Annotated in this window: 21 protein-coding genes and 2 riboswitches; of the genes, 2 read left to right on the forward strand and 19 right to left on the reverse strand. The window is 40.9% G+C overall.

Going from position 1 to position 22,061, the window contains the following annotated elements; genetic code table 11:
• Positions 1–2: 2 nt before the first annotated feature.
• The 15 genes from ACRYKC_RS17720 to ACRYKC_RS17790 all read right to left on the reverse strand — a co-directional run bounded on the left by ACRYKC_RS17720 (position 3) and on the right by ACRYKC_RS17790 (position 16,307).
• Complete coding sequence (locus tag ACRYKC_RS17720; protein WP_433808972.1) at positions 3–1,199, reverse strand: iron-containing alcohol dehydrogenase; 1,197 nt, start codon at positions 1,197–1,199, stop codon at positions 3–5.
• A gap of 223 nt (positions 1,200–1,422) precedes the next feature.
• Entirely contained in the window at positions 1,423–2,220 is a 798-nt protein-coding gene (locus ACRYKC_RS17725; protein ID WP_433808767.1) for an energy-coupling factor transporter transmembrane component T family protein, read from the reverse strand.
• Positions 2,204–3,700 carry an ABC transporter ATP-binding protein gene (locus ACRYKC_RS17730; protein WP_433808769.1) on the reverse strand — a complete coding sequence of 499 codons (1,497 nt, stop codon included), beginning with the start codon at positions 3,698–3,700 and terminating at the stop codon, positions 2,204–2,206. Before ACRYKC_RS17730 ends, ACRYKC_RS17725 begins: the two co-directional genes overlap by 17 nt.
• Before the next feature lie 14 nt (positions 3,701–3,714).
• Positions 3,715–4,293 carry an ECF transporter S component gene (locus ACRYKC_RS17735; RefSeq protein WP_433808771.1) on the reverse strand — a complete coding sequence of 193 codons (579 nt, stop codon included), beginning with the start codon at positions 4,291–4,293 and terminating at the stop codon, positions 3,715–3,717.
• A 31-nt stretch (positions 4,294–4,324) separates the two neighbouring features.
• Positions 4,325–5,011, reverse strand: a complete 687-nt coding sequence (gene tenA, locus ACRYKC_RS17740; protein ID WP_433808773.1) for a thiaminase II — start codon at positions 5,009–5,011, stop codon at positions 4,325–4,327.
• A 787-nt stretch (positions 5,012–5,798) separates the two neighbouring features.
• Positions 5,799–5,903: riboswitch (TPP riboswitch) on the reverse strand.
• Positions 5,904–5,934: 31 nt separating this feature from the next.
• Positions 5,935–6,852, reverse strand: coding sequence for an aldo/keto reductase (locus ACRYKC_RS17745; RefSeq protein WP_433808775.1), 918 nt, complete (start codon positions 6,850–6,852; stop codon positions 5,935–5,937).
• Positions 6,853–6,934: 82 nt separating this feature from the next.
• The gene (locus tag ACRYKC_RS17750; protein ID WP_433808777.1) at positions 6,935–7,948 is read right to left on the reverse strand and encodes a ThiF family adenylyltransferase; all 1,014 of its coding nucleotides are present in this window, start codon (positions 7,946–7,948) and stop codon (positions 6,935–6,937) included.
• A complete protein-coding gene (locus ACRYKC_RS17755) occupies positions 7,948–8,712 on the reverse strand; it encodes a thiazole synthase (protein ID WP_433808779.1) in 765 nt (254 codons plus the stop codon). The genes ACRYKC_RS17750 and ACRYKC_RS17755 overlap by 1 nt, the downstream gene beginning before the upstream one ends.
• A gap of 3 nt (positions 8,713–8,715) precedes the next feature.
• Positions 8,716–8,919, reverse strand: coding sequence for a sulfur carrier protein ThiS (gene thiS / locus ACRYKC_RS17760; RefSeq protein ID WP_433808781.1), 204 nt, complete (start codon positions 8,917–8,919; stop codon positions 8,716–8,718).
• Positions 8,916–10,037: a glycine oxidase ThiO gene (thiO, locus tag ACRYKC_RS17765; protein ID WP_433808783.1), complete on the reverse strand. Its 1,122-nt coding sequence runs from the start codon at positions 10,035–10,037 to the stop codon at positions 8,916–8,918. Before thiO ends, thiS begins: the two co-directional genes overlap by 4 nt.
• On the reverse strand, positions 10,021–10,632 hold the full coding sequence (locus tag ACRYKC_RS17770) for a thiamine phosphate synthase (RefSeq protein ID WP_433808785.1): 612 nt from the start codon (positions 10,630–10,632) through the stop codon (positions 10,021–10,023). The genes thiO and ACRYKC_RS17770 overlap by 17 nt, the downstream gene beginning before the upstream one ends.
• Positions 10,633–10,722: 90 nt before the next feature.
• A riboswitch (TPP riboswitch) is annotated at positions 10,723–10,831 on the reverse strand.
• A gap of 190 nt (positions 10,832–11,021) precedes the next feature.
• Complete coding sequence (locus tag ACRYKC_RS17775; protein ID WP_433808787.1) at positions 11,022–13,409, reverse strand: M14 family zinc carboxypeptidase; 2,388 nt, start codon at positions 13,407–13,409, stop codon at positions 11,022–11,024.
• 232 nt (positions 13,410–13,641) lie between these two features.
• Entirely contained in the window at positions 13,642–14,193 is a 552-nt protein-coding gene (locus ACRYKC_RS17780) for a hypothetical protein (protein WP_433808789.1), read from the reverse strand.
• Positions 14,194–14,339: 146 nt separating this feature from the next.
• Positions 14,340–15,215 (reverse strand): superoxide dismutase, encoded by an 876-nt coding sequence (locus ACRYKC_RS17785; RefSeq protein WP_433808791.1) that lies wholly within the window; start codon positions 15,213–15,215, stop codon positions 14,340–14,342.
• A gap of 126 nt (positions 15,216–15,341) precedes the next feature.
• Complete coding sequence (locus tag ACRYKC_RS17790; RefSeq protein ID WP_433808793.1) at positions 15,342–16,307, reverse strand: M20/M25/M40 family metallo-hydrolase; 966 nt, start codon at positions 16,305–16,307, stop codon at positions 15,342–15,344.
• A gap of 233 nt (positions 16,308–16,540) precedes the next feature.
• On the opposite strand from ACRYKC_RS17790, the gene ACRYKC_RS17795 reads away from it, so the two are divergent.
• Positions 16,541–17,083: a hypothetical protein gene (locus tag ACRYKC_RS17795; RefSeq protein ID WP_433808795.1), complete on the forward strand. Its 543-nt coding sequence runs from the start codon at positions 16,541–16,543 to the stop codon at positions 17,081–17,083.
• Between the two features lie 222 nt (positions 17,084–17,305).
• Positions 17,306–18,097, forward strand: coding sequence for an SDR family oxidoreductase (locus tag ACRYKC_RS17800; protein ID WP_433808797.1), 792 nt, complete (start codon positions 17,306–17,308; stop codon positions 18,095–18,097).
• A gap of 43 nt (positions 18,098–18,140) precedes the next feature.
• On the opposite strand, the gene ACRYKC_RS17805 is transcribed toward ACRYKC_RS17800, so the two are convergent.
• The 4 genes from ACRYKC_RS17805 to ACRYKC_RS17820 form a co-directional block, all read right to left on the reverse strand.
• Positions 18,141–18,869, reverse strand: coding sequence for a TspO/MBR family protein (locus ACRYKC_RS17805; RefSeq protein ID WP_433808799.1), 729 nt, complete (start codon positions 18,867–18,869; stop codon positions 18,141–18,143).
• A gap of 165 nt (positions 18,870–19,034) precedes the next feature.
• On the reverse strand, positions 19,035–19,985 hold the full coding sequence (locus tag ACRYKC_RS17810) for a hydroxyacid dehydrogenase (RefSeq protein WP_433808801.1): 951 nt from the start codon (positions 19,983–19,985) through the stop codon (positions 19,035–19,037).
• A gap of 152 nt (positions 19,986–20,137) precedes the next feature.
• Positions 20,138–21,466, reverse strand: coding sequence for a S8 family peptidase (locus tag ACRYKC_RS17815; protein ID WP_433808803.1), 1,329 nt, complete (start codon positions 21,464–21,466; stop codon positions 20,138–20,140).
• A gap of 165 nt (positions 21,467–21,631) precedes the next feature.
• Positions 21,632–21,886, reverse strand: coding sequence for a biotin/lipoyl attachment domain-containing protein (locus ACRYKC_RS17820; protein WP_433808805.1), 255 nt, complete (start codon positions 21,884–21,886; stop codon positions 21,632–21,634).
• Between the last annotated feature and the right edge of the window lie 175 nt (positions 21,887–22,061).

The raw sequence follows: 22,061 nt of genomic DNA on the forward strand, positions 1-22,061 counted from the left end.
TCTTATCTCACTTTCCGTTCTAATGAGAAATCATAGTTATAGCAATCTCTATAGAGAGATTCGATTTCTAATTGAGTAGGCACCCTCGGGTTGTTGGCAGGACTGCCACTCTCTAGAGCATCACCTGCCATTTTACTGATAACGCTTTCAAATGCTTGTTTATCAATTCCCCATGTACTTAGATTAGGAATCTCAAGTTTCAAACACAATTCTTTTACAGATGTAACAGCTAAATCAGCCGCTTCTTCATCCGAATACTCTTTCGCTTCTTCAGAAAAAATTCTTCCCAAGTCAGCCAACCGTTCTGTGCATGATTCTTTACTAAACTCTAATACAGCGGGCAATAGCATAGCATTTGAAAAACCATGAGGGACGTGAAATAATGCTCCGATTGGTCGTGACATCCCATGGACTAAACAAACAGATGAGTTGGAAAAAGCAATCCCCCCTTGTAAAGCCCCAAGTGCCATCGCCTCTCTCGCCTTGACATCATCCCCGTCTTCATAAGATTCCTCTATGTTATTTACAATCAGCTCCATAGAAGATAAAGCAATTAAATCCGTCATAGGGTGAGCCTGATTGGAAATATAAGCCTCTATGGCATGACTTAGCGCATCAATACCCGTGGCCGCAGTGACATGCTTAGGTGACGTCAGACTCAAGATTGGATCGACAATAGCAGTTTCAGGCAAAAAGGCGGGTTGCTTAATCATCATTTTCACCTCATTGGAGGTGTTTGTGATGATGGTGACATCTGTCGCCTCAGAACCTGTACCCGCTGTGGTTGGAATCGCAATGTGCGGAATAGGTGGTTGATCAGCCACTTTTCTTCCACCCATATAATCTCCAATATATCCTCTATTGGTTGCTAAAACAGCCACCGCTTTTGCCGTATCAATGCAGCTTCCGCCTCCAAGCGAAATGACTACGTCACAATGATTCGCCTTAAATAAATTTAACGCTTCTTCTACGTAAATATCTGTCGGTTCTGACTCAACTCCCAGGTAAACCTCGCAGTCCACCTGTTCATTTTTTAGATACTCAACACCTTCTTCTACATAACCCAGACTTTCCATCACCTTATCGCTTATGATAAGAGCTTTCTTCCCCTTACTTGCTGCTTCTTCACCAACTTTTTTAAAGGCATGTGGTCCGTAATTAATCGTTTTAGGCATACGAAAAACAGAGTATGGGATCATCTTCAATGGCCTCTCCTTTCTCTTTTCTTTTCAAATCCTAATCAACTCTTCCTTTTACAGAAATTACCTTCTTTATTATGTTTCCTTCGACTAAAGAAGACAGATTCCTTCATAAGATCTAATTGAATGATCAAAATGAGAATTTTTTACCGTATTATATAGAAATTTTTAATGCGTTCCCTAAAGGTAGCTTGGACTATCATAAAAGCTACACAGCACTCAATTAGCCTTCATAACGAACATCAATGATTGAGAAATATGGATAATGAACAGATGTAAAATAAGCTGTTGAAATGATAACGGCTAAATAAAGCAGAAAGATGAGATCAAACTTAGAAAACCCTATCTTGTAGTAGAACGTCCGCTTGGTATGATTAGAAAAACATTTTGCTTCCATAGCCACTGCAATCCGATAAGCTCTTCTTATACTTTGGGAAAGAAGAGGGATCGAATAAGATTTTAGTTTATGGTAAAAACCTCTAATTCCTTTTTCACTCTGAACTCCCCGAACCTTCAAAGCGTAATGAAGGGTCTGCATCTCTTCAATTATCAATGGAATCAGCCTGATCGCAGCCATAAAGCTATATGCATACTTCGGTTTCACCTTTACCTGCTGCATCAAGGAATAAAATAAATACACCGGTCTAGTAGTCAGCGCAAACACTACTCCTAAGATCGCAAAAATAATGCCTCGAAAACCTAAATGTAACCCTCGGAAGAAACTCTCTTCAGTAATGTGCACCAATCCCCATTTAATCCAGGTGATCTCTCCTTTCCCAAAGAAAATCATCGAGGTGGATGAAGTGAGAAAGATCAAAAGGAATGGGATGGATATATAGAATAGCCGCTTCCATGGCTGACCAGTAAAAAATAGATAAAGAATGAGAATCCCGACCAAATAATTGAGCAGAAAGTTTGGGTTATGAATCATCAATAGATGAAAGAAAAGCAAAATAATGATCAGTAATTTAACACTTGGATTGATTTTGTGAAGCCAAGTTTCTTTATAATATATGTCCATAGCGTAAGCTTGCCTCCCCTATGGAATTAGCAGGTTGTACGCTATTTATATATTCAGACGAAGGCATCTCTTTAGTGAGTCCACCATTCTCAACTAGCCAGACTTTACCCGCAAAATGTTCAACAATATTTAAGTCATGCGTTACCATAATGATCGTATTTCCTTGTGCTCTCAAATCTTCAAGATGCTCTAAAATCGCAAATGTGTTTTTCGCATCCTGTCCAAAAGTAGGTTCATCCAACAGGATGATCGGTTGTTCTCTAACAATCGACGAAGCTACGCTCAACCTTCTCTTCTGTCCCATAGATAACTGATAAGGATGGGTTTGTTTATGTTTATCCAAATGATAAACTCCCAGGAGCTCGTTCACGCTATCTGAAATTTTTTTCTTCTCCCATTTCTCTAATTGAAGGCTGAAAGCTGCTTCCTCACATACAGAATTCGTAACGAATTGTAATTCTGGGTTTTGAAATACAAAGGCAGCATAGTCAGTGAAATTATTAATCTTTTTGTGATTATGCCCAAGGACACGGTAGGTACCCTTTGTTTTAATCAAATTCATCAAGGCGAGTAAAAGTGTGCTTTTTCCTGCCCCGTTCTCACCAAGCACGGTGATCCATTCCCCTTGCTTGGCTTTTGCCTCATTAACCCTGAGTGTTTCAGCATTACCTCGATAAGCAGAAAATCCAGATAAATGGATAGCAGCTGTATTGTCATTTATTTTTTTTTGATGGAAAGCTCTAGGTTTTTGTTGTATATAATCCTCCCACACACCGGGATACCATATTCCCTGTTCCTTAAGTACGCCTTTATGGTGGTCAAAGATCTCCTTTGATCCATCAGCTATAACTTCTCCGTTCTCACCCAGAAGGATGACCCGATCAACAAAGTCAGCAACTTTTTCAATTTTGTGTTCAACAATTACGATTGTTTTATTTTGACCTACGTTTTTGATGGTCTCCCATACCTGCTTGGTTCCTTCCGGGTCGAGCATTGCTGTCGGTTCATCCAAGAATAAAATCTCAGGCTCTAATGCAAGTACTGATGCAATAGCTAATCGCTGCTTCATTCCCCCGGATAACGTTTGGATTCTTGTATGAATGTCTTCAAATTCTAAGCCAACTTGACTCAAATAATGTCTAATATAATCCTCCATTTTTTCTCGCGGTATCTGAAGATTTTCAAGGACAAACGCAATTTCCTCATCAACATAAGGCATACAAAATTGTGAATCAGGGTCTTGGAATAAGAATCCCCAGGAATCGGGAGATGTTAGATGATCTGCTTTCATCGGTACATCCACTACCTTAGGTATGAGCCCTGATAAGACTTGCAAAAGCGTTGACTTTCCTGAACCAGATGGTCCTATGAGCAAGACCTTTTCTCCCTTGTTAATAGAAAGGGAGAAATCCTTGAACAACAAGGATTCCACTCCTGGGAATTTCAAACGCATATTGTTCATACCAGTTACCGTTGTCATAAGAATTCCTCCTGTTAGCCTAACGCTTTATAATCTTCTTTAGAAGCTGGACGTACAAGACTCGTGACGCCAGTTCTCTCTAACGCTTGAACAATGAGGTAAGCAAAGATGCCGGATATTAAAACGGCTCCTATTAATCTAGCTCCAAACATGATAATCAGATTCCAAATTGCCAAATCAGCAATGTATCCATAAAAATAGTCAATTCCAATAGAAGCTAACGCAGAAGCTACCCCTGCTAAAGACGCAGTGAGCATATCAAATCGCTTATACCTGAAAGCAGCAAAAATGAGTTCAGCAGCAAGACCCTGTCCTAAACCAAAAATCAGTGTGGCTACTCCCCATTCACCGCCAAAAATAAATTCACCCTGGGCAGCTGCTACTTCTGCCAATAAAGCCACTCCAGGCTTCCGGATAATGAGGTAAGCTACGATTGCTGCCATGAACCACATGCCATAAATCAGCTGCTCCACGTGTAGCCCTAATGTAGAAATCAATCCATACAATGGCCCCCAAAGTTTATAAATCACTCCAAATATCAATGCGATGATGATGGTTACTAAAATATCTGTTAACTTCAATCCTTTTTCCATTGGTTTAAGTCTCCTTTTTCTATAGATAGTTTCAACCGTTTAGTAGATTGGATTTCTCCAGCCACATTTTCTTCTTATCGGCCATCTCCCAAAAAAGATATTCCAGTTTACTCGTCTGCATAAATATCTCTTCTAAGTGTGCTTTCTCATATTCCGGCTTATCATCTGCAAGACGGTTCATCAGGTTTCTCATATCTTCAGCAAGCTTTGTGAACTCATCAGAGGCGTACATAGTAATCCAGTCCCCGTAGAGTTCATGTTCACTTGCTCCCTCTTTTTGATTCAAAGCCAGTCCTATGAAATTGTAGCTCCATGTACAGGCAAGCACACAGGCGACAACTTCTGCTTCTGAACCTTGATGAGCCTTGTTTAGCATATAGCTTGTATAGGCTAGTGTTGTGGCGGTAGGGTCTATGTTTTCTAACTTTGCCCGGCTGATTCCTAGTTTCTTCGCATAAGTGCGATGAAGTTCCATTTCCTCATTTAAAGTAGAGTGCAGTAAATCAGCAAAGATTTTCATCGTTTCTAGATTCGTTGCTTTCACACTTCCTAAAGCAAATACACGGGCGTAGTCAATTAAATATAAATAGTCTTGTTCTATGAAAAACTTGAATTTATCTAGCTCTAAACTGCCTTCGCCTATCTCTTTAACAAAAGGGTGGTCAAGATAAGCCTCCCAAATAGGTTTGGCCTTTTCATAAAGTCGATCTGTAAACATGACGCTTCATCCTTTCTTATTAATCTACTTAAAATGTATACCTGTATGAATTTGTCCCATTCTATATAGCAGTATTATTCTGGAAGATTAGATTCCGAGATATCGTGGGTTTGTATTTGTAATAGGGTTAGGAATGGCTGAAAAATAACTCGCTTTCCTGTGGTGGAACTGCCGAGCCTACTAGTTCGCTACGCTCTCTATGGGGTCTCGACTAGATCCTTCTCCCACGGGAGTCTCGTCATTTTCCAGCCATCCCAACTGTAATTAATCCCTCAAACCCACCTAGTTTCAGTATTAGAGTGAGGCTAATTGAATTTCTATGAAGAAAGCACTTTGAAACCCATTTATATCCTATTCTGGAAGGATAAACGAATATATTTACATAGTTAATGATCTGTATTAAAAGGACTGTTTCTACTTTTGCATACGTTTCCTTGCCGCCCAAAAATAGCAAGTTGAGAGGGGAAATGGTGAGACTCCTGCGGGAATGGTATGGCTGGCAAGACCCCACAGGTTGGCAAACCGAGGAAGCTTGCCGTCATCCCCGCGGAAAGCGAGCCATTTCCCCGAACACCTTTCCTGGTACTAGAAAACGGAAACAATCTCACCAAAGTGAATAGTAATCTTGAAACTTAGTCTTCCGGAATAGGAGGCTTTATTGGAAGAACGGAATTCTTGTGTTTAACTTGTTGTAACCTAATCATCACTAATTCCAACAAAAAAGCCCGCTCCTTAAGGAAGGAGCGAGCTTGAGATTTGAAAATCTATGATTATACGAAACTATAACCAATAACTCGCTTCACTTCCCTACGCTAGTATGATCTAGATCAGGTTATAAGGGTCAAAGCTCTGCGCTTCTCTCAGTCAAGTCATGACTCCCCTAGTGAAGTTCTCATATACAATTGTTAATTAAGCCTTTTACATTATGGCAAATCATTACCCGCTGTACGATAGAGCTCATACCATTCTTGTCTAGATAGCTCGATGTCAGACGCTTTTACAATATCTTGCAAACGTCCCTTGTTCATGGTGCCGACCACCGGCTGAATATTCGCAGGATGACGTAATATCCATGCAGTAGCAACCGCGGAATCCGTCACACCTTTTTTCTCTGCTAGTTCTTGCAGTTTGGCATTCACTTCAGGGAACGCTTCATTTCCAATGAACGGACCTTCGATCATGCCGTGCTGGAACGGAGACCAGGCCTGGATGGAAATATCATTCAAGCGGCAATATTCAATCACGTTACTGTCACGCACAATGGCAGGATCATTTTGCATATTTACATTGAACCCAGCATCAATCATCGGCGTATGTACGAGACTCAATTGCAGCTGATTAATGATCAAATCATCTTTAAGATATTTGCTTAACAATTCCATTTGCATCGGGTTCTGGTTACTTACACCAAAATAACGAACCTTCCCACTTTCTTTTAACTCCGTAAATGCTTCTGCTACTTCTTCCGGCTCCATCAGGGCATCGGGTCGGTGCAGCAGAAGAGTATCTACGTAATCCGTTTTTAATCGGCGTAGGCTGCCTTCGACGGACTCTAAAATATGATCTTTGGAGAAATCAAAGAACCCTTTACGAATTCCGCATTTGGTCTGCAGTTTCATTTTCTCTCGCACGTCATCGTTCATCCCGATCGCATCAGCGAATACTTCTTCTGACTCACCGCCGCCATAAATGTCGGCGTGGTCGAACAAATCAACGCCGCAATCCAAAGCATTTTCAATAACTTCAGCTGCATCTTTTTTGCTGAGTTGGTTAATCCGCATACAGCCTAAGGAAATTTCACCAACTTCTAATTCACTGTTTCCTAACTTAATCTTTTTCAAGATAGCCACCTCTTTTCTGTTAATGATTTTATCCTATCATTTTGAGGTGAGAATAGTAATTGATACAGCTTCTGGAAAATTGTTAAGCTCCTACATAACGTTCATAAAGTTTTTTAGCCTCATCAGCATCATTAATTCCATGAATTAAGGTTCTTCCATCCTTGAAAACGACGAACCTGATCCCTTCAATTTCAAAGATAAGCAGCTCTTGATTCTCTTTCACTTTACTCGTTACAGAAGCAATCCGCTTGCGCAATTGTGAAAGGGAACTTATCCCTCCCACTGGTCTAACTTGCACAGTGTCCCTTCCACAAAGCACAGCCGTCTTCATGCCTTTTTCTTTTTGCAAATAAGGGAATGTGGCATTTACAGAGCATGACGGGCACTGAAGATTTAACAACTTCGTTACGTTGATGGACGAATGGTCCCCTTTCCAGACGTCAAAATAAACCAGGTCTGTTGCCATTTCATGCCCCGTCAGATGCTTTAAGCACTCTGTCGTTTGGTATGAGGCAGCAAGCTGTACTGCAGGACCAATGATTCCAACCGTATCGCATGTTTCTCCTTCATGAGGCAGATGTTCAATCAGACACTCTAAACAGGGAGTCTTACCAGGTCTTATGGGGAGTGCCACTCCATGGCTCTGGACGCAACCTCCATACACCCACGGGACCCCATTTTTGGCAGCAGCATCGTTGATGATAAACCGTGTAGAAAAATTATCTGTCCCATCCACAACGATGTCTGCAGATTTGACTAACGCTTCAGCATTTTCAGGTGTGAATTCCTCTGCGATTCCGTTAACATCAATCTCAGAATTGATCTTTTTTAAATGATATTCTGCCGCTTTAGCTTTTGAAAGGACTTCCATGGCATCTTCCTCTGTATAGAGGTGCTGGCGGCTCAAGTTACTCCATTCAATATAGTCACGGTCGATGATGGTGATTTTTCCAATACCTGCTCTAGCCAGCATTTCTGCATTTGCACTTCCCAAAGCTCCAGCACCAACGATAAGCACATGTTTGGTAGAAAGAAGCGCTTGCCCCTCTTTTCCAATTGGAGTAAAAAGTTCCTGGCGTGAATAACGGTCTGGCATTAGTCGACCATTCCGCTCTCAGGACTGCTTTTCACCGCATATTCCTTCATCGGTATTCTTCCTGCTTCGAAGCCAAGACGTCCGGCTTGAACGGCAAGCTTCATCGCTTCGGCCATTTTCACGGGATCCTTAGCCCCTGCTACTGCAGTATTAAGCAGAATACCGTCTGCGCCAAGTTCCATAGCCAAAATCGCATCCTTTGGAGATCCTATTCCAGCGTCAACTATGACAGGGATGTCTGATTGTTCGATGATCAGTTTTAAATTGGAAGGATTAATGATTCCCTGCCCAGACCCTATAGGGGAAGCTCCTGGCATGACTGCGTGGACCCCTTTCTCCTCCAAACGTTTTGCTAACACGACATCATCCGACGTATAAGCTAATACAGTAAACCCTTCTTCTAAAAGTTGTTCGCAGGCTTTCATTGTTTCGAATGGATCTGGGAGTAAGGTTTGATCGCATCCAATGACTTCAACCTTAATCATGTCACAAATATCGGAGGCTTGAGCTAGTCTTGCTATCCGCACTGCCTCATCTGCCGTTTTTGCTCCTGCCGTATTGGGAAGCAAGGAATAGTTCTCAAAATCAAGGTTTTCAAGCATGCTTGGCTCATCAGCATTTGAAAGGTCCATTCGTCTTACAGCAAACGTCAAAATCTCTGTTTCTGATGCTTTCACTGCATCCCTTTGGATATCGAAGCTTGGGTATTTTCCCGTCCCTAACATCAAACGTGAATGAAATTCTTTATCTGCAATTTTTAACATGGATTATCCTCCTCCTACAAAATGAACAATTTCTACCTTGTCTCCATCCGCAAGCCTTGTGTTCTCATAGCTGTCTTTTTTTAAGACCTCCCGGTTGTGCTCGACAATGGAAAACCTTTTTCTAATGTTAAAACGCTCAAGCAAATCGGCGACTGACGTTTCGTTCTCGGACAAATCTACCGTTCTTCCATTTACAATAACGTTCATAACGTGATCCTCCTTTCATGAGTTGCAAATCGCTCAGGCGATAGCATTTCTTTACTAGGGTAGGGAACTTCGTTTTCTACTATTAAATCTCTGAGCATCTGTCCAGTTACTGGAGCAAGCAAGATTCCATTGCGGTAATGCCCTGTAGCAAAATAGAAACCTGGAAGATTCGGATGTTCACCTATGATCGGCGAGCCATCTACGGAACCAGGTCTGATGCCTGACCAGCATCCTAGAAAAGGTTCATTTTGAAGATCAGGGAGAACAGAAAATACTTCATTCATTAAGCTGGCTAATCCACCGCCGGTTGTTGTGGTGCTACTGTCTCCGGAAATCGAAGTGGCTCCTATGAGGTAACGACCATCCAGTTTAGGCACAAGGTAAAAATTACGGAAGAACAATGTTTCTTTGAAATACTGCCTGGCAGGAAACAAAGAAAAACATTCTCCTTTCGTAGGGACCATCGGATTTTCGAGCCCAGTCGATTCAAACCAGCGTCCGCTGTCAGCTCCTGAAGCCACAACTATTCTCTCAGCTATAAGAGTTCCTGTTTCCAGCTGTACTTGATAACCTTCCTTCACCTTTTCTATCCCAAGTACAGTATTGTTTTCTATTAATCTACCTCCATAGAAAAAAGCAGCTCTCTTGAACGCCTCACAACTTTTAGCAGGCTCAACATGACCATCTTCTCTCATTAACAGTGCCCCGCGACTATTGATAAGAGAGGGAATACGATCCTTTACTTCATTGGCCGTTATCCACTCTAAGTCAGGGAATTCTTCCTTTTTTGCAGCTAGTTCTTTTTCATGTTCTGAGTCAACAGCAATTTCTAGCATTCCATATTCAGAAAGACCAATATCAATTGATGTGAGGTTTCGCAGCTCTTTCGATAATTCCTTATATAAATTCCGACTTGACTCGCAAAGTTTATGAAATTCACTTGCCTTTTTATTTTCCGTATGAACACCGAGCATACCCGCCGCAGCTCTTGTCGCTTTACTTCCACTGGATGACTTTTCAACGACTAATGTTGATACGCCACTTTTATTCAAATAATAGGATATCGAATGACCAATAATTCCTCCCCCGATGATGAGAGTATCAACGTGATCGATCATAAATAAAAGCCTCCTTTTTATATTTTTTCACAGCTTGAAGTGGGTCTTTTTCACCGAAGATACCTGACATCACTGCTGCACCTGATGCGCCGGCCTCCGCTAACTCTTTCATCTGGTGGCTATGAATGCCCCCAATCGCTATGACAGGAATTCTAAGTGAAGAAGTCATCCTTTGAAGCAGTTCCAGTCCTCGTGGAGCCACACCTTTTTTACTATTGGTGGAATAGATATGTCCAAATATTACGTAATCAGCCCCTTCCTTCTCAGCTTGATGAGCAGACTCCAGAGAATGAACGGAAACCCCGACAGTTTCATGTGGAAAATTACTCCTAACTTCTCTGAGCGAATAGCCTTTTTCCGGCAAGTGAAGGTTTCGAATCCCTGTGTCTTTCATGAAAGAATAATGCCTATGAACATACAGCTTTTCTTTTGGAAGCCCACTCTCTATCAAACGATTCACGAGAGAGAGGTAGTCTGGCAGCGCTCTTTGTTTTTCTCTCAGAATGATTCCATCTACATATGGTGAGATAAGCAGAATCGTAGATAACAGTTGAATATCTCCCATTTTTCCATCGGTTACGGTTATTAGTTGCAACTCCAACACTTCCTTTATTTTTGAGCACAAAAAATGCCACTCTCCCGGAGGAAAGTGGCATTACTTATAGAATACACGTTACGTGTCTAAAGCCTATCTTCGTCACTTTCCTCCGCTGGTTTAAACCAGTTCAGGTTCAAAGAGTCTCAAAGTTCTACTTTGATCTCAGCCCTTAACAAGGGCACCCCTAGTGAATGAACTATTCAGTTGGCGTTTGACTTTACTCTACAATAATTTTAATATTTCGTCCACACAATTTCTGGAAATGTTTAGAATTAGGACCAATAGACTACAATTTATCCAGTATCGCGATGATATAAGAAGACCACCTCAAATATTCCAAATTATGGATGACCTGAGGTGGTAATTAATGGGTCTAATCTGTTTGTTTATTTGGTAAAAATCGCATTTGAGAACAGGCGGAATAAGTAATCAGTATGGTCTCGGAACCCTGCTTCAAGTCCGATTAATGTTACGTCTTGATCTTTTTCATTTACGATTACAGGCTTACCTTGTGCACCCTCACGGTTTTCCCAGTGTCCAGCCACAAAGAAATCATCCGTGTTGAATGAGGCGTGAACATTTACCGATTCAACGTCTGTATACCATACGGGTTGATAGACAAACCCATAATCAGTGGACTCATATCCAGAGGTTAGTGGAGACGAACTATAGTCAACTCTTACGATTCCATTGCTGTTAGAATAGCCTTCATTTACGGTCACATCTGTTAAGCCAAGCTGTTTCGTTGCTTCAGAGGCACCAGTTCCTACAGCAATATATTTGCCGCCTTCTTCTACAAAGGACTGGATGTTTTGTTTAAATGCTTTATATTCGTTCTCATCTTCAAGTCCAAATTCATCGTTTGCAGGGATATTGTTATATGAAATCATGCGGGACGTTCCGCTGAAAAAGAAAACGTCTGTATCCCGGAGCCCTTCTGCTGCAAGCTGCTGTGGTGTTATCTCTTCAACATCAAACCCTAACCGTTGTAAAGCCGCCAAGGTACCTGCGTGCGATTGTGATTTGTAGATGCCACCATCTTTGAGGATGGTCACTTTTTGAGCATTCAGCGATTCACCGTTCGCCACATCCTCTGTCTTCACAGTAATGCCCGATTTCTCGACCAGTTTTCTTAATTCAGGTGTTTCCTTCGCATTCACGTAAAAATTCTCTTTTTCCTTTTTTACATCAAAACCATGATTTATGAGTGTATTGACGAGATTGACGGCTTTCACAGAAGAGTTTGGAATTACATAAGGGCCATCACCGACCAATTCACCGTCCGCAGTTACTTTTTTCACATCGTGTACTTTCACGTTAAACGAGCTTTTGGCATCGACTTTGACCGCTTCAAATCCCCATAGCTCAGGTAAGTTCCATGCGGAGATGTCGTACATAGCCGGTGTAATATCAGTAATATCTTCACCATCCCATAGCATCGTGTTCGCAAGCCCTGCTTTTGCCTGACTCATATCCACGATATAAGTTCCAGCAGGATAGTTCACCCCATCATAAGTGAATTCTTTTTTAGACTCAGAGACTTGAATATCATTGAACTCAAGGTGTTCTACCGCTTTTTCCGTTGCTGTTGGATCTTCTTTATCTGCAGGTAGAATATAGGCTTTAGGAAAGAAACCTTCTGTATGATACGGATGGTCAAATTGAATGCCTCGTTTAAATACCTCAATCTGATCTTTGATCATTTCTTCTTTGTTTTGGTTAGAAAATTCAAGTGCTCCCATTACAGCATCATAATGCCATTTCACGCCATCCCAATCATTGGTTGGCGCTTCAAGCGTATAACCGTAAGCACCGTGGTACATCGCATACATCGGCGTAAAAATTGGCGGGTAATCATCCCAGCCAGCTGTATCATCACGCTGAGGGATATAAGTACCTTCCATGGATTGATAGTCCACATTTGACGTATTGTCGTACTCACTGCGGTGATCAACAATATTTCCTTCCATGGCCTCCGCTTGGTCCATCGCCCATTTCGAAAATAGATCATATTCATAGTTAGGATTATGCGGGGGTGTACATGGTTCAATTAAGCCGGGGTTGTCAGGTCCCCCAAAAGATTTGATATAACCATGTAGGTCAAGGAACACCATTGGATTCCATTCTTTAATTAATTCAACTGTATGCTTCGTCTCCACTTGGGATTGTGTAATAAAATCACGGTTTAAATCAAAGCCATTGCTGTTAAACCGGGTTGCATCGATGCGGCCGTCAGGATTGGCCACCACATTGAAAATTAAGATATGATTTTCAAGTAATTCTTTTGTTTTCTCATCTTCTGCTGTCGCGAATCTTTCAATCAGTTGTAGCGCAGCGTCAGAGCCTACAAATTCTGTACCATGGATCGATGCGTTTATCATTACAGGAACTTTGAAATCCGGATGTTTCTCGATAAATTTCTCAGCCTTTTCAGGGTTCTTAAACATTTTCTTTCTTAATGATTTTTGATAGCCATACTTCCCTTTTTCTGTGGGATCAGAAATCGTAACCACATAAAGATCGTTTCCTGCAGAAGATTTCGCAGGTGTTTCCACTGTGATTCGGTTACTTCTTTCATCAATCTCTCTAAGCTTGTCATCCACTTTCGAATACTTCACAAAATCATAGTTTTCACTATTAAATAGACTCCCATCTTCCTCCTCCAACGTTTCATTTACATTTACGTTATGCCATTTCGGCGAGTCTGCTGAAGCCGTTATGGGCACAGCAAACATCCCAAGGGCAGCGACCCCAGCAATAAGTTGCTTCTTCATTATGTACCTCCTATATTCTATTAGACTTAATTACTAGTTTATACCAATTGTTACAATTGTTGTATACTTAGATCATCCTGATTTACGTCAGTTCTTATGTACCAGGAGTTCCGTCATTCACTTTAGATTATAGACTTTAATAAAAGTAAAAAAATCAGAACATTAAGCCTGTAAGTACCACAAATTAAATAAGAAAGCGCGATTGCCAATTCAGGCAATCGCGCTTTCTTATTTAATTTAATACACTGTCAATTTTTGCTTTTATTCTACTATAGCTTACTGGATGACAAAATTTATTAATCGTTGAAAGAGAAATAGTCTTTTGTTCTGTAAAATGTTCATTAAGATAAGAAGTTGGAACAACATAAAAGTCCCAGCGGTTCACATCAAGAAGATCGTAATTCGATTTATCTTGATCTGTATAAACGCAAAAAACATAACAATCCGAATTTCGTTTCGATTCAGAGCTCATTATTCCTGTGGCAGTATCCCATGCTCTTGCTTTGGGTATGTTAAAAACAATTTTAGACGGTTGCCTTTGCTTCCATGATTGAATATAAGCAGATGACTTAACCTCTATAAGATTGTCATTATATACAAAGTCAGCCTTATCCCATTCAATTCGAGGCTTACTTGTTAATCCTAAGGCATATCCAACCAAAAACTCAGCTAAAATACCTCGATTTGTATTACTTAATAAATCTGAATATGCCCAGCGCCAAAATTCCTCCACTGTAGTTTCCGTGCCCTTTATTTGTACTCCTTTAGATATCTTCGAATTCAAACTATCACTCCCATTTTTATTCCGTTTAATTTTGATTAGCTGTTCCTAAACACTACCTACTAAAGCTATTGTTTTAATATGTAAATAACCTTTTTCACTAGTTCAAAACAGGGAGACCGCTTACTAGCAGCCCCCCTGTTTTGAACTTAAAACTTCTTCCAATTCACTTGTTTCGCTTTTTTGTAACGGTCCTCAACAGCGTTCCAGTTGACCACATTCCACCAGTTATCCACGTATTTCCCTCTATCATTCTCATACTGCAAATAGTACGCATGCTCCCAAACATCGAGCGGCAGCAATGGAATCACATCCCATTGACTTAAGTTTTGATGCTTCTCTGCCTGTAAAGTTTCCAGACGGTGAGATCGAGGAGCCCATACCAATATCGTCCAGCCAACACCTTCAACTTTTTTCGCTGCCGCAGAAAAATGTTCTTTAAACTTTGGAAAACTCCCAAAGCTTCTTTCGATCTCTTTTAAAAGTTCCCCCTTAGGTTTTCCTCCTCCCTTAGAACTCATGATTTCCCAGAAAATCGTATGCAAATAATGACCTGCTCCATTGAATGCAGCTTCTCTTTCCCAATGCTTAATCAGGTCATAATTATTATTTCTTCTTGCTCTCTGCATTTCTTTTTCTGCTTGATTTAAGCCATCCACGTAACTTTTATGGTGTTTGTCATGATGCAGTCGCATAATTTTCCTGCTTATATATGGCTCCAATGCTTCGTATGCGTAAGGAAGCGGAGGTAAGGTATGCCCTCCTATCGGTACTGGCTCATCTTGTCTTTCGCTATCAGAACTTCCATTTACTTTTGCTGCAAGTCTCTCTAATTCATACGCTTTTTCCAGATCAAATGAAGCAGTATCCCGGTTCCACTCTTCAATTTGGGCTAACAAACCATTTAGTTCCTTTTGGTAGGTATCGTCTTCAGAATCTTGCCTGGATGCATCACCCTTCGCCAAGTCGTTTGCCCATACTTCCATGTCACGAAGATACTTTACCAGCGCCTGATTATCGCTCAATCTGGTCCCTCCTTTAATCCACTGTATAACTATATGCAGTTACCATGATGATTAAGAAGGAAGAGGTCCACCTTCTTATCATATAAAAAAGATCTCCGTTTGAACGGAGATCAGTTGTGAGTTTTATTATTTAGAAGTACTCGTCTTGTTCATAAACTTAAGCAAATCCGTTAGCAGTGTACTAAACGTCGATAAGTGCTCCTGCACCCGTCCAGGATATTCTTCCTCAATAAACTCTAGCGTATCATTCTCAGTATGCCATATACCTCCATGCTCCACTGTTTGTTGATAGCCGTCCAGATCACCTATCTCCCAATTCGTGGCTTCTAAATAACCATAAGGAATGCCTTTCGCTTTGAATGGAGCATGGTCACTCCAATCTCCTGTCGTACCAGCTGGATAATGAGGATTCAAACCTGGGTTAGTTTCAACATCTAATCTCTTCTTATCGGCAATAGCTAACGCTTGGTCGCGAATGAATCCATCCTCTCCTGCATTTCCATACACATACATTTGATCTCCAACAGCCAGGCTGTCTAAGTTAATCATGCCTATCGTGTTTTCAATCTCTTGTTCTGACATATGATTCGCATAGTATTTAGAACCTTGTAACCCTACTTCTTCTGCACCAAATGCAATAAATACAATGGAATATGGGGTCTTTATATTATTCAATACTTCCGCCGTTTCTAGAAGGACCCCTACGCCTGAGGCATTATCGTCTACTCCGAGTCCGGCCGAAACGGAATCATAGTGAGCCCCTACAATAATCTGTTTACTAGATTTGCCTTCTTTGTAAGCAACTACATTGGATGAAGATTTTGTAGAGTTATAATCAAATTCTTGAACTTCTGTTTCCAAACCGATTCGTTCAAACTGGCCCACGATATACTCGGCTGCTTCTCTCTCATTTTCTGACCCGGCGATTCTTGAGCCAATGTCATAAGCTAAATACTCCATATGCTTATAAGCCATGGCTCCGTCTTTATGAGCAAGTGAAGGATGATATGTAACAGGGTTCGCGGAAGCACTCCCGATGATTGTAACCATTCCAAACATTAGCAAGAATAGCATAATTGAAATTTTTTTCATTCTTTTTTCCCCTTTCAAAATTTGGTTTTATTTGTAATATTTTAATAGATTATGTAAGTAAAAGGAACGGATTCGACAAAATGCATAAAAATAAGTGGAAAATAGAGAGAGAAATAGCCTCTAATTGACTTGAGAGGCATTTAATCTTTACTAAAAGATTTTAGAAAAAATGTTTCACTCATACATTAAATGGAAATATGTACCGTGAAAATTATTTTAGGAGGGAGCACCATATGGATATTCGAGAATTGCTAGACGAGAAAAGAGCCGTATTTGAGTTGGAAAATGGTATTCAGCGTAACACCCAGGAAGTATTTGACCTCATCAAAGATCTCACCAACCAACTGTGTTCTGGCCAGCAAGACGCCATCCTCAACATGGAAGGGAACACCATCTCAGTCGCTGCCTACAATAGTATGCTAGGAGTAACAAAATTAGAGGACGTGTCCATCCTGCGCGATCCTGAGCTAATCAAAGAATCAGGAGTAGAAGCTTTGAAAGAAACGACAAACTGGAAGAAAGTTGCGCTCCAAGAAGAAAGGAACAAATATATCACTGGACTTATTGTCTTCCAATCTAAGCATGAATCACTTGGAATCGAACAAGAAATCGGTCGTCTTTACGTAAACAAGGACAAAACAGTCACGTTTAAAGGACTAGTCGGCGGCAATCGGATCGAAATTATCGAGTCGAATGAAATCGATTCCCGCTTACCAGAGATCCTGCAATCTACTATGGAAGATGCATTCTTTGAAGGTTGCACGTACTGGGAATAAAAACTACCTTCTAAACAGCAAATCATCGACTCCGTTGGTACACTAGATAAAAAGAAATAGAGCCCCTTTTCCAATAGGATGAGGGGCTTCTTTTATGATTAATTTTATTCTCTTTTTTTCCAAAAAACCAAGATAAAATTTAATTCCATAGTTACATTCCTATAACCTGAGGGTAAAATCCTTTATACCAGGTTTAATTGTAAAAAAAGGAGATGGATGATTATGGCTGACAATAATAAATTAAGAGGAAAAGTAGCCTTAGTGACTGGAGGCGGCTCAGGGATGGGTAAAGCATCAGCCATTCAGCTTGCTACAGAAGGAGCAAAGGTTGCAGTTATAGATATTAAAGAAGAAGACGCCCAGGAAACCAGGAAAGAAATCGAGGCTATTGGCGGAGAGTCATTTATTCTAAAAGCTGACGTCTCAAAAGAGAGTGATATCCAGCATTCATACAAGCAGATCATTGACCACTTCGGAAGATTAGATATCATTTTTGCTAATGCCGGCATTAATGGAAAGATCACACCAATAGAAGATATGGCTGTAGAAGATTGGGACAACACATTGGAAACAAATTTAAGAAGTACTTTTTTGACTGTTAAACATGCGATTCCTTATATGAAAGAAGAAGGTGGAAGCATCATTATCACTAGCTCCGTTAACGGAAACCGCGACTTCTCCAACTTCGGCTTTACGGCCTACAGTTCATCAAAAGCCGGTCAGATGGCTTTTGGTAAAATGGCTGCTTTAGAATTAGCACGCTACCAGATCCGAGTAAATATTATCTGTCCTGGTGCCATTCAAACAAATATCGATAAAAACACCCATCCAGAGGAAGAAACGCTTAAAAAAATTAAAATTCCTGTAGAGTATCCCGAGGGGAACCAGCCTTTGCAAAACCGTCCAGGACATCCAGAAGAAGTGGCTGACCTTATTGTATTCCTGGCTTCTGATTCTTCAAGGCACATTACAGGAACCGAATTGTACATTGATGGAGCCGGCTCTTTGCTTTAAACAAACCTAAAGCCCCTTTCCTATTGGAAAAGGGCTTTATTATTTACCTTCTTTGTTTAAATGCAAAGATGACTGTAAGGATAAGCAGCATTGCTGCCAAAGTATAAGAAGCGTACACAACTAGTGGTACATCAGCATCCTGATTTTTAACCCCTATTCCAACAAACGCCCACACAAACACGAGCGGGTACACCCAATCCTTCTGAGTATTCATAAAAGTAAGGGCCAGCAAGGTTGCAACGATTAAGAGCAGCAATGTCCAGATTGAATCGGAAATCCCGAATCCATCCCAGCCAATGTAGGTTAAATAGTAGCTGATGTTTGCAATCGTAGCGACGCTGATCCAGCCGAGATAAACGGAAAATGGCAGAATATCGAAAAATGAAGCATCTGCGACTTTCAATGTTACATATAGACGAATAAGAGTGAGGAGCAAGAGAAGCATTACAATGACTGAAAGACCAAAGAATTCATAATGCCACATGAAGATCCAAAGGCTGTTCAAGATAGAGCTTAAAACAAACAGCCCGCTGGTTTTTTGATAAACAGGCAGATTCCTGCGGCTTGCAGGGAATTGACGAATGATCCACAAACCTAAAAGAATATAAATGAATCCCCAAATACTAAATACATACCCAGCTGGTGTGAACAGTACGTTCAGCCTGTTTGAAATCTCACCGGTGGTCTGGCCATTTAAGGGTAACGCGTTAGCGAGTCCATTCACAGTTATCACGAGAAGATAAGCGATCAGGTTCATGATGAATTTGCCCATTCAAACCCTTCCCTTCAATTAAGGCTATGATACATAGTATTCCTTCTTCCCCTTGAATAAAACGTCATTCTATACCTTTGAGCAGAGCACATAAATAACCCTCTCCATTGTTTTGGTTAAAATAGGAGAGGGCCTGAATCTTTTAAGAGCTCCAGGAATTATATTCTAAACGATACAGAGAGAGGGGTTTCCCTTAAGGACTTTTGTCACTTCTTTAGTTACTAATATGGAGGTTCTTATCTGAGATTCTTTTGTGAGTCCTGCAATGTGCGGAGTAATAACCACATTCGAATACGAGAGTAAAGGGTGATCACGAATTACGGGTTCCGATTCAAGTACATCGAGATAAGCTCCCGCTATGTGTTGCTTATATAAAGCCTCTACTAAATCCGATTCATTGATGATACCTCCGCGTGAGGTATTAATAATATAAGCATTTGATTTCATAGCTTTAAACTCCTCTAAACCCATCAAATTTTTCGTTGATGGGTTTAATGGGACATGCACAGAGACAAAATCAGATAATTCCAGCATTTCCTCAAGTGTTGATTTTGCTTCCACCCCTGTTTCTGCAATCACATGATCATAATCCGTAATGAATGGATCATACCCTACTACATTCATTCCGAATGCATGAGCTCTTTTAGCTACTCTATGAGCAATTTCTCCTAGTCCTACAAGGCCTATTGTTTTTCCATATACCTCCCCTCCTGTATGCATTGTTCTATCCCATCTTCCTTTATGTACATCCCCATCTGCATCACTTATGGATCGATTCGAGCTGAGGACAGCGTTCATCACATATTCAGCGACGGAAGTGGCATTAGCATTTTTGGCATATACAACTTGCACACCTTTTTGCTTGGCAGCTTCTACCTTAATATTGTCGAGCCCAACACCAAGACGACCAATGACTTTTAGTTTGGAACTGGCTTGTAAAAGTTCTTCGTCAACCTGGGTTTGATTACGTATAATTAAAGCGTCCACGTCTTTTACCTTTTCCAAGAGTTTGCCTCGATCTTGTGCCAGCTGTTCGTCATATTCTACTTCATAACCTTGCCGTTCTAGTTCGTCCACTCCTTCTTGCCAAATGACTTCACTTATTAATATCTTCATATCTTCCTCCCCTTTACTCTTAGTATGACTTCCTTACCTATTCTCAATTTCTTTCATTAAAACATCTTTCCTTAAAAGTTAAAATAAAGAGAAAGAATCACTAGAACTATGTAGAAAGGCACCTCTTAAAGATATAGGTACCTTTACGGACTCTAATTTTTACTGATTTTAGTGGCCCCTACCGCCTTTTCGGCATCCAAATAACCTGCTCCTTGAATATTTGCCGGCAGCCCCATATCAACCGCTCCACTGATTAGCTTTTGCTTAACTTGATCGGGTGTATATTCCGGGTGCGCTTGAAGAATTAAAGCAGCGACACCAGCACAGATCGGCGTAGCCATCGAAGTACCAGATAAACTAAAGTAATTGTTTTCTACGCGGTTAGCTTTTGTGGTTTTATCGAGGAAAGATCCTGGGGACCTCAAAGAAATAACATTCACTCCTGGAGTAACTAAATCCGGTTTAACCACCCCTCCACATGCTGGTCCTCGGCTTGAAAATGAGGCGATCTCTTCATCGCTTCGATCAACCGTATCGCGATCATCCAGTGCGCCGACAGTCACAACCTTTGGACTGATTCCAGGTGTAGCAATCGTTCGTTCATCAGGCCCTGAATTACCTGCTGCTACACACACAAAAATCCCGCTATCCCATGCTTGCTCAACAATTTGCACTAGAGGGTCATTGCAGTCCGATTCATCTGCCGCTCCACCTAAAGACAAAGAGATTACGTCAATATGATGTTCTTCTTTGTGATCCATACACCATTGAATTCCTGCCATAATCGTAGATATAGACCCTGAGCCTGCTTTGTTCAATACTTTTACTCCAATCACACCTGCTTCTGGAGCCGGGCCGCGATATTGAAAGTCGGAGGAAAATCCGTTTCCAGCGGCGTCGCCAGCACAGTGGGTGCCATGTCCATTATCGTCATAAGGTTCTTCACGGTCATTAACGACATCCTTAAAAGCAATGATTCGATTATTTGGCTGCGTAAAATCCTCATGCGGATACAGTCCAGTATCAACAACAGCAATATTTACGCCTTTTCCAGTCAGCCCAAGCTTATTCAATTCACGAGCACGAACGGATGGAGAAGCAACATCTAACAGGGCTGTCACTTCACGATCATAATAGATCTTTCTTATGTGACATTCATTTGTTAGTAACTTTTCGATTCCAGATGCCGTTAGCATCCCAGAACAGCACCCTGCCGCCGGGAATTGATGTTGAACCTTGCATTTCCTTTCCTTATCAAGCAAAGATTCGACCTTATTCAAGCCGGAATAAATCTCTTCACCTTTAAATTCGATAATGACTGGAAACTTTTTATTTTTCACCAAAAACTTTTCCAATGAACTGTGCAAGAAACAAGGGGTCCGACGCATTGGTTTGTATAAATGGACTAGCCTTGTCCGCAGTTCTTTATCCAGCCTATCACTATGCTCTTTCGTAAGCTGGATCATAGAGAATCCTAACATTCTATCACCTCTTAATTTGTAATAGTCTATTCTATGAATAGAGGTTTAAGAGATGTCGGCGCTTGTGCGACAAGGTAGAAGAATAGGCTTTATAGAGCAGCAAACATAGTAAAAAACCTCTCACTTGCTTAATAGGCAGGTGAGAGGTTTTAGCAGTCTATTTTATTAATCGCTTCCCGTAATCTGCAAATCATCCCTCATGATCGTTAACGCTGAAAACGGCGTAACAGCCTGACCAGGGGCGACTTCCATAGAAACGATATCTCCACTGATACCAACCGATACTTCAATCTCTTTTTTATCTTGGGTCTCAATTAAAAGCAGCGTCTCCCATTCATACACATAAGCCGAGGGTTGTACGTACACTTCTTTAATGCTTCCGTAACAAGGACTGTAAATGGTTTGAAAAACTTCCTTCATCCTTTTTTCTCCTCCTTGATTATGGTTACAACATAACAACTATTGACTGGATCTAGAGAGCTCTCTTCTAAAAATAAGCTCCAATAGCTCCATGCTTGTTTATTAGTTTTATGCTGCCTCATTTTTTAATAGACCTGCTTTTCCCAATCTTTACACTCAACCTATAAAACGCTGG

The organism is Halobacillus sp. A1-3 (assembly GCF_050971765.1).
In the GTDB taxonomy this organism is placed as follows: Bacteria; Bacillota; Bacilli; order Bacillales; family Halobacillaceae; genus Halobacillus; species Halobacillus mangrovi_B.